Origin of the sequence: Corynebacterium sp. KPL1986 (assembly GCF_000477975.1) — a bacterium.
In the GTDB taxonomy this organism is placed as follows: domain Bacteria; phylum Actinomycetota; class Actinomycetes; order Mycobacteriales; family Mycobacteriaceae; genus Corynebacterium; species Corynebacterium accolens.
The window spans coordinates 1308336-1321578 of the sequence record NZ_KI515719.1 but is presented as its reverse complement, the minus strand read 5'-3'; the positions used below and the strand labels follow the sequence as shown (position 1 = coordinate 1321578).

The window sequence follows — 13243 nt, the reverse complement described above, 5'->3', positions numbered from 1 at the left end:
TCCATACTTCACTGATCCCCGTCAGCCCGCTAGACGGCAATTTCGCATCATGGTATATGCTTTTGATATGAGCGAAGCTTGGCCGAACCTTCAAGTACTGGAACTCTTCGTTGCCGTGGTGGACGAAGGCAGCGTGGGGGCAGGCGCACGGAAAGTGGGGATGGCGCAGCCCAACGCAAGCCGAGCCATCGCGGAGCTGGAGACGGGGATGAAAACGGCTTTGCTTGAGCGCAGCCCCCGCGGTTCGGAACCGACGGCACTGGGGTTGTTGCTGGCTGTTCAAGCCCGTGAACTACTTGATGCTGGGCAACGCTTCAACGATTGGTCACGGTCTAGCCGCAGCAACGAAACGTTGGAACTTCGTGTGGGGGCCAGCATGACCATCGCAGAAACCCTGCTACCGGTCTGGCTGACAGAGTTGAAACGTCGATTGCCGCCGGTCCGCATCGAGGTGCAGGTGCTGAATTCGGCGCAGGTTCTCCAAGAAGTGCAAAGGGGCATTCTTCAACTGGGTTTCGTTGAGACCCCGAACGTTCCCATGCGGTTGAATGCCCGGGTCGTCCAAGAGGATGAGTTGCTGGTAGTTGTCGCTCCCAACCATGAATGGGCGAACCGTACGAGCAGGATCGGTTTGCAAGAGCTGGCGGAAACCCCCTTGGTTGTCAGGGAGCCTGGCTCAGGTACCCGCGAGGCGCTGCAAGAGGTGTTGGCTGGGGCCGTCACTGTCGAGCCGATGCAGGTGCTTGCCAGCAACGCCGCGGTGCGCGTTGCTGTTGCTTCCGGGGCGGGTCCTGCTGTCCTGAGCGAACTCGCCCTTCGTAGCCAGCTCGAGAGCGGGGACCTGTTGCGCGTTCCCTTTGAGGGTCAAGGGATCAGCCGCCCCCTGACGGCCGTCTGGTCAGGACCTCGACGATTGACAGGAGTCGCGGCCGAACTGGTCGCTGTGGCCGCTGCCAAACCGTAGCCGGTGGCAGCAAGTCCCGTCTTCGAAGAAGTCATCAGCATCCGTACAAGATGCTCCCCCTGTAGTCCCGAGCCCCAAGCAGTGCCCGTGCCTTGGGCGGTCTGACATGCCAACCCTTCCGGCTCAACATCGTCCGCCTCTTACCCGCAAGCCATGAATTAAATACGGGGTAGAGAGTTGTAAATAACCCGGACCGGCTGAGAATTCGGCAAGGCAGCACCTTCTTGAATCCGCATGGTTCCTCGGCCATGTGCTTTACTCTCGTCTGAGCACGAGTTTGCCTCGAGCCCTCCGGGTCTGTACTTTCGCCAGGGCAGCCAGGGCATCTGCAAACGGATAAACCTGCTCAAGCTCCAAATGAATCTCCCCTGCGGCGATCTGCTCCATGAGTTGCACCAAATCATCGAGAACGTCCATTTGATAGGGGACCCCGTTATGTGTATGCCACGTTCGGAGATGTGTGCATCTCCGGAGATCGACACCAATGTTCCACCGTCCTTCACGACGGGCAAACTTTCCGCCGAGGTGCCCGGTTGCACCGCCAAGACAGCGTCGACGCCATTGGGCATCCACTCCAGGATCTGCTCGCGCCAATGGGGGTTGCCGTAGTCAACTACCTTGTGCGCGCCGAGCGAAAGCATGTAGTCGTGATTGGGTTTCGACGCGGATGCGGCAACGTGCCATCCGCGTTGGCGTGCAAGTTGGATGGCGACCGTGCCGATCGCCCCCGAGCCACCAGCAATGAAGAGCGACCCGTCAACGGGCGCTGAACTGCAGGTTTGGCTTCCAAACGAAAAGGACGCCCCACCCGCCAAAATTGAACTGGCCCCCGAATCAGCCCATGGGATGATGGGACACTGCGACCAGGCGGGTTACTATGTAGAAAGGTAATTTCCCATTTACAAGGAGAACACGCTTTATGACTGATGCCGCGGCACGCGCCGTTGAATTGTTTAAGCAATACGGAAGCGATGACACGGCCGTTATCGCCCTTGATCACGTTTCCATTGAGTTTGGAAAGAACCAATTCACGGCCATTATGGGCCCTTCGGGTTCGGGCAAGTCCACGTTGATGCACACGATGGCAGGGTTGGACTCTGCTACCTCTGGCTCGGCGTTTATCGGAGATACCGATATGTCCCACCTCAATGACAAGGAAATTACGGCGCTGCGCCGAGACCGTCTGGGATTCATCTTCCAGTCCTTCAACTTGGTTCCCACCTTGACGGCTGCGGAAAACATCACGCTGCCGACCGATATTGCGGGCAAGGACGTCGATAAGCAGTGGTTCGGAGAAGTCACGCGTCGCCTGGGGCTGGCGGAGCGCTTGGAGCACCGTCCGGCGGAGCTGTCTGGTGGTCAGCAGCAGCGTGTGGCCTGTGCTCGCGCCTTAGTGTCGCGGCCGGAGATTATTTTTGGCGATGAGCCTACGGGTAACTTGGATTCCAATTCTTCGGCCGAGGTATTGGATATTCTGCGCACTGCGGTGGACCAGGATAACCAGACTGTGGTCATTGTGACGCACGATGCTAAGGCGGCGTCGTACGCCGATCGCGTTGTTTTCCTTGCTGATGGCAAGCTCGTTAACGAACTGCAGGATCCAACGATGGAGGCCATTCACAATGTAATGGCAGAGATTGAGGGTTAAATGGCACGCGGAAACGCAATGCGCAGGGTATCCGTGCGCAATATTTTGGCGCATAAATTGCGCCTTGGCCTGACAATTTTGGCGGTGGTTTTGGGCGCCGCCTTTATTGCTGGCTCTTTCATGTTCACTAACTCATTGAAGGCCACTTTTGATTCTGCGGTGGATAACCAATTCCGCGGGGTAGACGCGGTGGTCAGTGAGAACGATGACAGCGACCAGAAGCTGGATGAAGGGCTGCGCAAGCAGCTGCTTGATGATGACGACGTTAAAAACATCAACGTCGCTGACTCGCAGACTGTGGTTGTTGCCGATGAAAACTCGGAGGCCTTCCAAACCCAAAGCGGTACTGCGAGCCTCGTGCCGTACTATTCCGCGGATAAAACCGTCGGTGGCGCGAGCGAACTCACGGAAGGCGATGAGCCAAAGGCCAAAGATGAGGTAACGATCAATTCGTCCGCTGCGGAGAAATACGATATCTCCGTTGGTCAGAAGCTTTTGGTGGTTCATCCGGATAGCCAGGATGAGGTTAAGGTTACGGGCATCGTGGAGCCGCCGGTGGAGCAGGGCGATAGCATCGAGCTGCGCATGGATGAGTCGGATTACCTGGAGCGCTTTGGTGATCCCTCCCAGCTGAAGGTCTCTGCCGCCGATGGTGTGGATGCGAATGCGCTTGTCGATGACCTCAATGACAAGTTCGACATCAAAGCCGAGTCAGGTGAGCGCCTTGCAGAGCAGACCAGTGAGGCAATGACCGAGGCATTGAAGTTTGTGAACTACTTCCTCGTTGCCTTTGGTCTAATCGCCTTGTTGGTGGGCACCTTTATTATTGCCAATACGTTCTCCATGATCGTGGCCCAGCGCATCAAGGAGTTCGCGCTCTTGCGTGCTTTGGGCGCGTCGCGCCGCCAGATCACCAATTCCGTTGTGGTGGAATCCGTCATCGTGGGCGTTCTGGGATCCATCGTCGGTGTCGTTGCCGGCGTGGGATTGGTCGCCGTGATCAAGGCGGTTATGGGCGCCAACGGTATGGACATTGGCGGTGGCCTGGGCCTGAGCGTTTCCGCCGTGGTAGTTCCGATCATTTTGGGCACGATTGTCACTGTGGTCTCCGCATGGGCTCCGGCGCGGCGCGCGGGTGCCGTGGAGCCGGTTGAAGCGATGCGCACGACGGAGTCGGCCTCCGGTTCTTCGCTGAAGGTCCGCACGATTTTCGGTGCGATCCTCATGATTGGCGGCATTATTGCGGCGTTTGCGGGCGTGCTTAGCGATGCCGAAACGAACGTCCGCGCCATCCTCGTCGGCCTCGGCGCCGTCGGGGTGATTATCGGCTTCTTCTTGGCAGGACCGGCGCTCTCTTTGCCGCTAGTACCAACGCTGGGCAAGGCTATTGGGGCGCCTTTCAGGTCCATCGGCAAGCTGGCCGCTACCAACTCTCGGCGTAACCCGCGCCGCACTGCCGCCACGGCCTTTGCCCTGACCTTGGGCGTGGCATTGGTCACGAGCATCGGCATGCTGGGCCAGACAATGAAGGCCTCCATCTCTGATACCGTGGACCAAAATATTACGTCGGACTATATTTTGTCCGGCCCGAGCTCCGGAAACTTCCCGACGCCGAAGGAAACCGGCGAGCGTGCCGCAGAGGCAGACGGTGTGGATAAGGTCATTACCGTTGGCTCGGCCCCGGTTGCCGTGGACGGTCAGGCCTCCTTGGACTTTGGCGCCGGCGGGTTGTTCACCGTGACGGTGGATGCTGACCCCACCTCGATGCTGGCGATGAACATGGTGGAAGGCGATGCCAATATTGAAGGCGGCTTTGCCGCCACGGAAGACTTCGCCAAAGAAAATGGCTGGAAGGTAGGAGAGACCTACGAGGTCACCGGCAGCAAGCCGGGCAAGACTGCGGAAGCCAAACTGGTCGGCACCTTTGAGCCCATCGAGGCCATTCAAAATATGGTGGTTTCGCAGGACGTGGCAGAAGAAGTCGCCGCTGACGGAGAATTCTCTGTGCAGATGGTGGGTGTATTAGGTCAAGAAGGCTATGACAAGGAAGAGCTGCGCCAGAACCTCGAGGATGCCGTCAAGGACCTCGTGGTGGTGCAGGTCAATACTGGTAAGGAATACGCGGGTCAGGCCGCTGGCGCCATCGACCGGATGCTGGCTATCCTCTATGGTCTTCTCGCACTCGCCGTGATCATTGCCGTGCTGGGCATTGTCAACACCTTGACCTTGGGTGTTATCGAGCGCCGCCAGGAGATTGGCATGTTGCGTGCGGTGGGTACGCAGCGCCGCCAAATCCGCCGGATGATTACGCTGGAGTCGGTGCAGATTTCGCTCTTTGGCGCGATCATGGGCATCCTCATCGGCCTCGGCTTGGGCTGGTCCTTCATTGAGATTCTGAATGACCAAGGCCTTGGGGGTGCCGAGGTTCCGTGGGGCATGCTGGTGATCATGCTGCTGGGATCCGCCATTGTGGGCGTCATCGCAGCGGTATGGCCTTCGCAACGCGCGGCTAAGACGCCGCCGCTGGAGGCGATTGCGGATTAATGCTTGGACATCCAGGCCTTGACCGCATCCGTGGTCTTGAGGTCTGGAAGGTAGGCGTGCACGGTCGCTAGACCGATATTAGGAAGTTTCAGCTCGTCGTCGTAGCACAGGAACCAAGGGTGCTCTTCGGGCTGGAACTTCTTTTTGCTTGCTGCCAGGCTTTGGAATCCATATAAGGGCTCTACTTCTTTGCCTAGCCGGTGCAGGAGGTTATCGAGCCACGTTGGCGCTGCGGCTTCGCCGGCGAGGGGAGCGCCGGATAAAGAAATCCAGGCGCAGCCCTCGGAGTGGGCGATGAGCATGGCTTCTGAAATAAGTAGTTCCATGACACCTTTGAATCCATGTTCATTGCGGCGCATGACGTCGAGCGTGTATCCCGCTATGCAACCTTTTTCAAAGACCGGCATCCAACTGGTCAGGCCGTGGAGCGTACCGTCTTGGTCTTCGGCTACAAGGAGGCGGGTGCCGGGGACTTTCATCTCTTCTAGTCCGCCGAGGGTAAAACCCATTTCGGGGAGGGCCTTGTCTGCCACCCATTCCTCACTCAGCGCGGTTATCTTGGCAATGGTGGCAAGATCAATGTCATTCCAGCAGGTCCAGCGGGTGTGAATTCCTTCTTTTACGGCCTTATTGCGGGGGGTGCGGATGTTTTGGAATTTTTTGCCCTTAAACTCCACGGTGCGGCAGGGTAAAACGGCTTCTTCCGCAACCTGGACGTTCTTGAGCTCGGGATGGGACGCGGCGAAGTCCGCCCCCACGGAATACCACGCCACGTCCCAGCCTTGATCGGAGGCAAAGGCGGAAAATTCGGCGCTGATGTCGTTGCCAATAGGAGAGCCCAGGGTTAAGGCGATTCCGTTGGATACGCGGTAGGCAACGTAGGAATCTTCGTGGAAGAAATAACGATTAGATTTCCATAGCGTCATAAAAGATAAATGGTCCCCGGTGCCGGACTCGAGGAGGCGTCGCGCGGTGCGGAGATCCTCCTCGTGCGCGGGGTCAGTGGGCCGGGAAAAGCCGCGGTAGAGGCGGAAGGCGACAAAGATCCAGAAGGCATTGCCTATCCATTCATAGACGAACCACGATATGGAGGAAGCCGGGATGACGTAGTGGGACAGGATCATGGCCACGATGGTGGGCAGGAAGCGTAACGGGGTTTCAGCGAGCACGCGGGGAAGTGGGTCGTGCAGCAGCGCGATACCAATCCACAATCCGGCCCCAACCAGCGCAATGAGGGTGCTCAGCAGTACCGTTTCTAGGAGATACGTACGGTTTTCATGGGTGCGGAATAACCTGCGGTTAGCTAGCAAGATTCCGAGGACGCACAACCATGGCAGCGTAACGGGGATGAGGCTGGGGATAGAAGGGTTAGTGTTCCATAGCTGGTAGGTGAGCAGTGCTAGGGCTATGACCTGGGAGGCTACTGCGAGCCGCCACGCGGTGATGCGCCCGCGCACTAGGCCGAAACAAAAAACGAGCTGCAGGATGAGCGGAAGTAGGTTAGCCACCATCGGGCCGATGCCATGGGCGCGGGCGAGGTCCAGGGTGTCTGAGTTGGGCTCCCATAGCAGTCGCGTGACCTCGGAGAAGGGCCCTTGCGCCAGCGGGTCCAAAACGATGAAGGCTGGGCCTATCGCCACGCAGGCCACGCACACGGCGATGAGCACGCGCCGCTCGCGGATCGACGGAGTATCAGGGGCAGGCTTCATGAGCAGTTGGCCGGCGGTGATGGAGATTACGGCGGTGATGATGCCGAGGGCATCGGAAAGCGTGCCGGAATACAGCACGTATGTCGCGGTCAAGGAGACGATGGTGATGCGGAAGCGGCGGCGCCACAAGCGCGGCATGAACGCGGAGGCAAACCCAGCAGCCCCGACGATGAAACCAATCGGGCTAAGGTACGCGGTGCTATCGGGCCACTGCTTGGCGATGCCCAGCGTTAACGGCACCCCAATCGCCGTCGCCGCAAGGCCGGCTAGGAGCGTGTAGGCGGAGCCGAGTCGCCACTCGGCAGGGGCGAGCCAGATGACGATGAGCACGGTCAAGATGATGGAGGCGCCTGGATGCGCCGTAGTCAGCGTGAGCCACGGCTTCAAAGGGAAATCAACGAGGTGCAGCGACCACATCACCGCCAGCAGGCCGATGGATACGGGAAACTTTCTAAGAACGAACATCATTTTCTCCAATTCCATCGAAGGGATCGCGGTCTACCTGTAGGCCGCCGCGGGTTGCCGCCCACGCAAAGGACTCGCGCAAGGCGGGGCGCCAGACCTGGAAGGAATGGCCGCCCGGGCGGGTGCCGTAGTAGGTCTTCATTCCAGCGGCGCGGGCTTTATCCGCAAGCGAGCGCAAGGCGGTGACGGACTGAGCATCATCGTCCCCGGCAATGAAAATGGCCTGCAGGTTGTCATAGCGCTTGCGTTCCAATAGGTGAGCGGGGTCTTGATTGTTATAGGCAGCTTCATCACCGTGGAAGAATTTGTGCACCGTGGCGGAATGGTTGCCGATGGTAGGTTCCGCCTCACCGGAGATATCGATTACCGAGCCAAAGGCAGCGGGGTGAGTGGTGGCTATCTGCAGCGAGCAGGTTCCGCCATAGCTAAGACCACCGACTGTCCAGGTGTGCTGGTCGGGATTGACCTGGAACTTCTTTTTAATGGCGTGGGGAACATCCTGGGTAAGATAGGTCATGACTTGGGCAACATCGCTATCGGCGCAGATGGGGTTCGCGGTTTCAGAGCCAGTGGCATCAACGGAGACGACGATGGGGCTGCGCCCGCCATTGGCCGCTTGGAATTGATCGGCGGTTTCGGCCGCCTCCCCCGAACCGAACCACTGATCCGGGCCGCCGGGGTTTCCATGGAGGAGCATGAGGACTGGGAGATTGTGATCCGTCCAATAAGCAGGTGGAATATACGCCGTGGCGGTGCGCGGGGAGAAATGGGAGGCGGTGCCGGGGAGATCGACGTGGACGATGGCGGCGCCTGAATGGGTGGAGGTGAATTCGTTGTAGTTCATTTCCTTCGCCACTGGGCGAGGATCCAAGGAACCGACATCCGGATAGGTCTGGTATTCCATATTGACCAAGCCGACGGTGGCGAGGATCGAAAAGATACCCGCCACCACCGTGACCACCTTGGGCTTGCGAAGGAGCGCGGCCAAGGGGACTACGGAGGCTAGGTAGATGTGCCAGGGGACTTCCCAGTGGCGGAGGAAGAACCAGGCGATGCCGCAGGCAATAACGGCTATGGCTAGTGGCCACACCTTCTTTTGGGCAATAACGATAATCGCCGCAATGACGAGGATGAGGAGGAATATGACTCCGTTGACGGGCTCGGCCAACGGCAAGTTCATAAAGAAGTTCACACCGGAAATGGTAGGCCTGTGCTGGGGAAATGTGTTTAGCAGAAAGCTGGGAGTTGCCTACCTAAATCCCGTGATAGATAAGGCCGGCCCACATTACTCCGCGCCAGGCGAGGACCACGCCGATCCCGATGGTCCAGAATAGATATTTGCACAGCGGCCACCAGTGCCGCTGCTTGACCATTTCTCCTAGCTCTTTTGCCATGGTGGACCAGGTGGACAGGCCACCGGCGAGGCCGAGGGCGAAGAGGGGATGGGCGAAGGGGGCATCGGCAAGCTGCGCAAAGCCCACCGCCAGGCCGAAGACCAAGGAACCCAGGATATTGGATGCGAAGGTGCAATACGGCGAGGGCAGCAGGCGGGTAAAGCCGTAGCGCGCCGCGCCGCCGAAAAAGCCGCCGATAAGGACGAAGAGCAGGTTCATCGCAGCTTATCCCCAGCAAGGTAGGCGGCGGTGCAGCCCACGAGCGTGGCCGCGACATAGGCCAGGGCGATGCTCCAGTGGGACTCCGCGGTGAAGAAAGCAAAGCTGGCGAAGCTGGTAAACCCACCCAAGAATCCGGTTCCCCAGAAGGGGCCGGGGCGGGTATATCCCATCAGCGCGCTGCCGACGATATTAAGGATGAGGAGCGGGAGCATTCCGCCGCCGAGAGCGATGGTTAAGAGGTAGCGGGCACCGGCGCCGAGTGCGGCACCGGAACCGACGATGAGGGAGTGCGGCATGGGGTACATCATAGTGGGCGAAGTCTCAGGAAAAGCACAGGGGTTTGTATCCGAAAAGGGGAGGTTAAACGCTAAACTAATCGGCGTGAATAACGCGTTTGATGTGGTGAGCTTTATCGCCCGCTTTGGCATGGCCGTGGTGTGGATCATCGCCGGTGTAGAAAAGATGGCGCACCCGCTGGATACCATGCAATCCATCAAGGCCTATGAGATTTTCACGCCGGAATGGTCTGGGTATCTGGCCCAGCTCATTGGGCCGCTGGAGCTAGTGGGTGGAATGCTGCTCTTGCTGGGGATTTTCCTTCGCGAGTCTTCCAAGGTAGCGGCCGTGGTCATGGTGCTTTTCATGGTCGGCATCCTGCAGGCATGGCTGCGTGGGCTGGATATCGATTGCGGGTGCTTTGGTGCTGGTGACGCTACTGCGGAGCCGGGCATGAACTATGGGCTGACGCTGCTTCGCGATGCCGCCTTCCTCGCCCTTACCGCATGGACCATCAAACGCCCGTTCACGAAATTTGCGCTCCACCCGTAGCGGTGGGCACAGTAGGTTGCAAGAGTCCGAAAGTATCAACAGGCAAGGTTTAAATGAGCAAAGTAAGTGACCCGAATGCCAAGTCTGGCAATGGTTTCATCTGGGGCGTCGGCGTCCTACTCGTCATTATCGCCGTGGTCATTGGCTACATCGTGTGGAATGGCAAGCAGGCCAATGAAATCGAGGTGCAAGACGTCAACATGTCCATGGACTATAAGGACAACGCGATTACCCTGAAGTCCGATGCGGCCGATGACGATACTCCAGAGGTAGACCTGTACGAAGACTTCTCCTGCCCCCACTGCGCGGACCTGGCGAAAAGCACCGATGAGGAGATGAAGCAGGCAATTGAGGATGGCAAGCTGGTCGTCCACGTGCGTACGCTGAACTTCTTGGACGGTAAGGATGTTGAAAACCAGGATGGTTACTCAACTAAGGCCGCCGCAGCCATATCAGAATTGGCAAAGTCCGGCGATGTGAAGACCTACTGGAATTTGCGTGACTACATGATGCAAAACCAGCAGAGCGTTGTCCCCCAGTGGGGCATCGAGGACATCGCTGACCAAGCAAAGGAACTTGGCGCCGAGGATGACGTGGTTGATTCCATCAAGAACGTGGATATCAAGCAAGGTAATAAGATGGCAAAGGCCAACTACGACAAGCTGAATAAGGAAACCGGTTCCGTTTCCTCGCCGCGCGTTGTCCAAAACGGCAAGGATATTCCGGATAAAGATTCTGGTCAGTCTTTGAATGACTGGGTAGACGTCGCCACCAAGTAGCAGGCGATTTGGTGAGTTAAATACTTGCCATGTATATTCATACGAGTTGCGGCCCACAGGGTTGCACCTCGTATATGGGGCTATGGCGCAGCTGGTAGCGCACCACACTGGCAGTGTGGGGGTCACGGGTTCGAATCCCGTTAGCTCCACAAATTAAGAGTCTCGAGAGGCTAGATAGCTTCTCGAGACTCTTTTTCCTTACTTCAGCGAGTGGCCGATGAGTTCGCCCAGCGCGTGGGTGCCGTTGGCGTTGAGGTGCAGCGGCAGGTTACCTGGTGCCGGTGGCAGCGGGTCTACTAGGTTGACCCACCAGCGGTCAGGAGAGCAGTTATCGTGGCCCGTGGAAATCGGGTGAGCGTCCAAGAAGGAAGCGCCGTTCTGCTCGGCTACCTCGCGCAGGGTGTTTTGCAGGCGCTCTTCGGTAGAAGCAACCCTGCTAGCCGGAATCGGGATGGTGGCAGAGGTCAGGCACGCGGAGTTGTTATTGGAGACCCGCGGGTATCCCACGATGGTTACCTTCGCATTCGGCGCAAAGTGGTGGGCGACATCGATGGCGCTGCGCATGCCGGTGCGCAGGAAGTGCTCGGAAGCCGCGATATTGTCCTTGTGCGGGTAAGTGTCATTTGCGCCGGCGTGGATGACAACATTCCTAGTCTCGGGGTTGAGATCCCCGTTGCGGGCGGCCGTGCGCAGGGTGTCATCGATGTGCTGGCCGCCGGTGCCAAAGGATGCGCCGGCGCACTGGTATTGATCCACATGCGCACCGGATACCCGCGTCATTTCGTTGGCGATGGAGTTATCGGTAATGCAACCGACCTTGGTGTTTGCTTTTATACCGGCGCGGTTTTGCGCGTAATCAAGGAAATTAGGGTTGGCGACGACGCTATCGCCAGTCAGGACCGTATTGCCAGGCACGGCCGCGGTAGCGACGGTGCTGCCTCCCACGAGTGCGGCAGTGCAAGCGGCAATCGCGGCAAGTTTACTGAAGTTTTTCATGGTGTACCTCAAGGCTTCCGCAGGGACGGAAACCACACTGATAGGGGATGATTAAGGCCACGATGATCCTAAAGGTTTTCTGGGACAAGCAAAAATGGAGTAGCGAAAATCGTTATGCTGGCGGGTATGCAGACTTTCTCGAAGCGAGTACGCGATGAAGATCAAGCAGGCGCCGAAGCCGCCGGATTGCGGTGGCTGGCGGAAGCCACGGATGCGGTAGTCACCGTCGTGCGCGCGGACGGGAAGGAAATCGTAACCAAGCGCATTGACGAGGTAGCGCCCACCCCAGAGGCCGCGCGGAAGTTTGGTGCGGAGCTCGCGCGCATGCACCGCGCCGGGGCCGCGGCTTTTGGCAGCGCGCCGGAGGGATGGGAAGGCAAAAACTTCATCGGCACCATTGAACAGGAGTGCACGCCCACCGATAACTGGGGTGAATTTTATACCCAGCAGCGCGTGCTGCCCTTTGCGGAGCCGGCCGGAATCAGCACCGCGCAGCGGGACCTGGTCAAGCGGGCCTGCGATGCCATTGCCGCCCGCAGCTGGGACGTGGCGCCCGCGCGCATCCACGGTGACCTGTGGGCGGGCAACCTGCTTTTCGATGCCCAGGGTGGCATCATGATCGATCCCGCCGCCCACGGCGGGCACCCGCACACTGACTTGGGCATGCTGGCGCTATTCGGCGCGCCCTATATAGAAGAAATCTTCCGCGGCTATGGGGCGCCGAAAGATATTGAAACCTGGATTCCCATGCACCAACTGCACCCGCTGGCCGTGCACGCGCTGACCCACGGCTCGGCGTATAACCGGCCGCTGGAGCGCGCGGCTCTTGCCACGCTGGAGGCGCTGGCCTAGGCGGTTGGCCCCTGGGGCATTTGGCGCTTGTGGATGCCGCGGTGCCACAGGGTCTCGATGCGCTCGCGGGCGGCATCGGGAACCGCCTTGCCCTCTAAGTAGTCATCGATGTGGGCGTAGGTAACGCCGAGCGCCTCTTCATCGGGAAGCTGCGGCTTATCGTCTTCCAAATCCGCGGTAGGGACCTTGGACCAGGTGGACTCCGGCGCGCCCAGGTGCTTGAGCAAAGCCGCGCCTTGGCGCTTATTCAGCCCGGCCAGAGGGAGTAGGTCTGCCGCGCCATCGCCCCACTTGGTGTAGAACGCGGTGACGTTTTCGGCGGCGTGGTCCGTGCCCACAACGAGCGCGCCCACCTCGCCGGCGATGGCATATTGCGCGGTCATGCGCAGGCGCGCCTTGGCATTGCCGCGGTTGAAATCGTTCAAGGAATCTTGGCCTACCGCACGGGCGACCTCGTGGCTTAGCGCCGCGGTGGCCGGTTGAATATCAACGGTGAGCCGGTGATCGGGCTGGATGAAATCGAGGGCGATTTGGGCATCATCCTCATCCGCCTGCGTGCCGTGGGGCAGGCGCACGGCCCAAAATTCGGCGCTTTCTACCCGCTCTACCGCTAGCTGGGTGAGTTTTCCCGCCAAGGTGGAATCCTGGCCGCCGGAAATGCCTAGCACGTAGCCTTTGGCATGGGTCATTTTCAAGTATTCCACGAGGAAATCCACGCGACGGGCAATTTCCTCTTCTGGATCGATAAAGGGGCGTACATCCAGCTGTTTTATGATGGATTGTTGCAAGTTTTCGGCATCGGGTGACATGACGTTCATCGTAGTCTCCTGACACAATTGCGT

The 13243-nt window shown here is 58.8% G+C and carries 13 protein-coding genes, 1 tRNA gene and 1 pseudogene; 7 read left to right on the top strand and 8 right to left on the bottom strand.

Annotated features, from left to right (window positions below; genetic code table 11):
• The first annotated feature begins 67 nt into the window (after nt 1-67).
• Nucleotides 68-964: a LysR family transcriptional regulator gene (locus HMPREF1287_RS06195; RefSeq protein WP_034654218.1), complete on the top strand. Its 897-nt coding sequence runs from the start codon at nt 68-70 to the stop codon at nt 962-964.
• Between the two features lie 255 nt (nt 965-1219).
• On the opposite strand, the gene HMPREF1287_RS12830 is transcribed toward HMPREF1287_RS06195, so the two are convergent.
• Nucleotides 1220-1381, bottom strand: coding sequence for a zinc-binding dehydrogenase (locus HMPREF1287_RS12830; RefSeq protein WP_023023751.1), 162 nt, complete (start codon nt 1379-1381; stop codon nt 1220-1222).
• A 77-nt stretch (nt 1382-1458) separates the two neighbouring features.
• Nucleotides 1459-1779: pseudogene (locus HMPREF1287_RS12825) on the bottom strand (zinc-binding dehydrogenase); the annotation flags it as partial.
• Between the two features lie 104 nt (nt 1780-1883).
• Here HMPREF1287_RS12825 and HMPREF1287_RS06185 point away from each other — a divergent pair.
• Nucleotides 1884-2612, top strand: a complete 729-nt coding sequence (locus tag HMPREF1287_RS06185) for an ABC transporter ATP-binding protein (protein WP_023016954.1) — start codon at nt 1884-1886, stop codon at nt 2610-2612.
• Nucleotides 2613-5156, top strand: a complete 2544-nt coding sequence (locus HMPREF1287_RS06180; RefSeq protein ID WP_023016955.1) for an ABC transporter permease — start codon at nt 2613-2615, stop codon at nt 5154-5156.
• On the opposite strand, the gene HMPREF1287_RS06175 is transcribed toward HMPREF1287_RS06180, so the two are convergent.
• From HMPREF1287_RS06175 to HMPREF1287_RS06160, 4 genes are all read right to left on the bottom strand, one after another.
• Nucleotides 5153-7348 (bottom strand): bifunctional lysylphosphatidylglycerol flippase/synthetase MprF, encoded by a 2196-nt coding sequence (locus tag HMPREF1287_RS06175; RefSeq protein WP_034654216.1) that lies wholly within the window; start codon nt 7346-7348, stop codon nt 5153-5155. The two genes, HMPREF1287_RS06180 and HMPREF1287_RS06175, sit on opposite strands and share 4 nt — an antisense overlap.
• Entirely contained in the window at nt 7317-8522 is a 1206-nt protein-coding gene (locus HMPREF1287_RS06170) for an alpha/beta hydrolase family protein (protein WP_198010365.1), read from the bottom strand. Before HMPREF1287_RS06170 ends, HMPREF1287_RS06175 begins: the two co-directional genes overlap by 32 nt.
• A 61-nt stretch (nt 8523-8583) precedes the next feature.
• Nucleotides 8584-8943, bottom strand: a complete 360-nt coding sequence (locus tag HMPREF1287_RS06165) for a CrcB family protein (RefSeq protein WP_023016958.1) — start codon at nt 8941-8943, stop codon at nt 8584-8586.
• Nucleotides 8940-9242: a fluoride efflux transporter family protein gene (locus HMPREF1287_RS06160; protein ID WP_034654214.1), complete on the bottom strand. Its 303-nt coding sequence runs from the start codon at nt 9240-9242 to the stop codon at nt 8940-8942. Before HMPREF1287_RS06160 ends, HMPREF1287_RS06165 begins: the two co-directional genes overlap by 4 nt.
• An 85-nt stretch (nt 9243-9327) precedes the next feature.
• Here HMPREF1287_RS06160 and HMPREF1287_RS06155 point away from each other — a divergent pair, with 85 nt between their 5' ends.
• From HMPREF1287_RS06155 to HMPREF1287_RS06145, 3 genes are all read left to right on the top strand, one after another.
• The gene (locus tag HMPREF1287_RS06155; RefSeq protein WP_023023739.1) at nt 9328-9774 is read left to right on the top strand and encodes a MauE/DoxX family redox-associated membrane protein; all 447 of its coding nucleotides are present in this window, start codon (nt 9328-9330) and stop codon (nt 9772-9774) included.
• Between the two features lie 53 nt (nt 9775-9827).
• Nucleotides 9828-10553 carry a thioredoxin domain-containing protein gene (locus tag HMPREF1287_RS06150; protein WP_023016961.1) on the top strand — a complete coding sequence of 242 codons (726 nt, stop codon included), beginning with the start codon at nt 9828-9830 and terminating at the stop codon, nt 10551-10553.
• Between the two features lie 76 nt (nt 10554-10629).
• A tRNA-Ala gene (locus tag HMPREF1287_RS06145) sits at nt 10630-10702 on the top strand.
• A gap of 49 nt (nt 10703-10751) precedes the next feature.
• On the opposite strand, the gene HMPREF1287_RS06140 is transcribed toward HMPREF1287_RS06145, so the two are convergent.
• Nucleotides 10752-11549: a GDSL-type esterase/lipase family protein gene (locus HMPREF1287_RS06140; protein WP_023016962.1), complete on the bottom strand. Its 798-nt coding sequence runs from the start codon at nt 11547-11549 to the stop codon at nt 10752-10754.
• A 114-nt stretch (nt 11550-11663) separates the two neighbouring features.
• Between HMPREF1287_RS06140 and HMPREF1287_RS06135 the strand changes: the two genes are divergently transcribed.
• A complete protein-coding gene (locus HMPREF1287_RS06135) occupies nt 11664-12401 on the top strand; it encodes a fructosamine kinase family protein (RefSeq protein ID WP_023016963.1) in 738 nt (245 codons plus the stop codon).
• Here the strand turns inward: HMPREF1287_RS06135 and nadE are convergent.
• The gene (gene nadE / locus HMPREF1287_RS06130; RefSeq protein ID WP_023016964.1) at nt 12398-13219 is read right to left on the bottom strand and encodes an ammonia-dependent NAD(+) synthetase; all 822 of its coding nucleotides are present in this window, start codon (nt 13217-13219) and stop codon (nt 12398-12400) included. The genes HMPREF1287_RS06135 and nadE overlap by 4 nt on opposite strands.
• Nucleotides 13220-13243: the final 24 nt, after the last annotated feature.

Excerpts from the sequence above, each read along its gene's own strand:
- HMPREF1287_RS12830 (WP_023023751.1), bottom strand. The coding sequence starts at position 1,381 with ATGGACGTTCTCGATGATTTGGTGCAACTCATGGAGCAGATCGCCGCA.
- HMPREF1287_RS06135 (WP_023016963.1), top strand. The coding sequence starts at position 11,664 with ATGCTGGCGGGTATGCAGACTTTCTCGAAGCGAGTACGCGATGAAGAT.
- nadE (WP_023016964.1), bottom strand. The coding sequence starts at position 13,219 with ATGAACGTCATGTCACCCGATGCCGAAAACTTGCAACAATCCATCATA.
- HMPREF1287_RS06160 (WP_034654214.1), bottom strand. The coding sequence starts at position 9,242 with ATGCCGCACTCCCTCATCGTCGGTTCCGGTGCCGCACTCGGCGCCGGT.
- HMPREF1287_RS06185 (WP_023016954.1), top strand. The coding sequence starts at position 1,884 with ATGACTGATGCCGCGGCACGCGCCGTTGAATTGTTTAAGCAATACGGA.
- HMPREF1287_RS06165 (WP_023016958.1), bottom strand. The coding sequence starts at position 8,943 with ATGAACCTGCTCTTCGTCCTTATCGGCGGCTTTTTCGGCGGCGCGGCG.
- HMPREF1287_RS06195 (WP_034654218.1), top strand. The coding sequence starts at position 68 with ATGAGCGAAGCTTGGCCGAACCTTCAAGTACTGGAACTCTTCGTTGCC.
- HMPREF1287_RS06175 (WP_034654216.1), bottom strand. The coding sequence starts at position 7,348 with ATGGAATTGGAGAAAATGATGTTCGTTCTTAGAAAGTTTCCCGTATCC.
- HMPREF1287_RS06140 (WP_023016962.1), bottom strand. The coding sequence starts at position 11,549 with ATGAAAAACTTCAGTAAACTTGCCGCGATTGCCGCTTGCACTGCCGCA.
- HMPREF1287_RS06150 (WP_023016961.1), top strand. The coding sequence starts at position 9,828 with ATGAGCAAAGTAAGTGACCCGAATGCCAAGTCTGGCAATGGTTTCATC.
- HMPREF1287_RS06180 (WP_023016955.1), top strand. The coding sequence starts at position 2,613 with ATGGCACGCGGAAACGCAATGCGCAGGGTATCCGTGCGCAATATTTTG.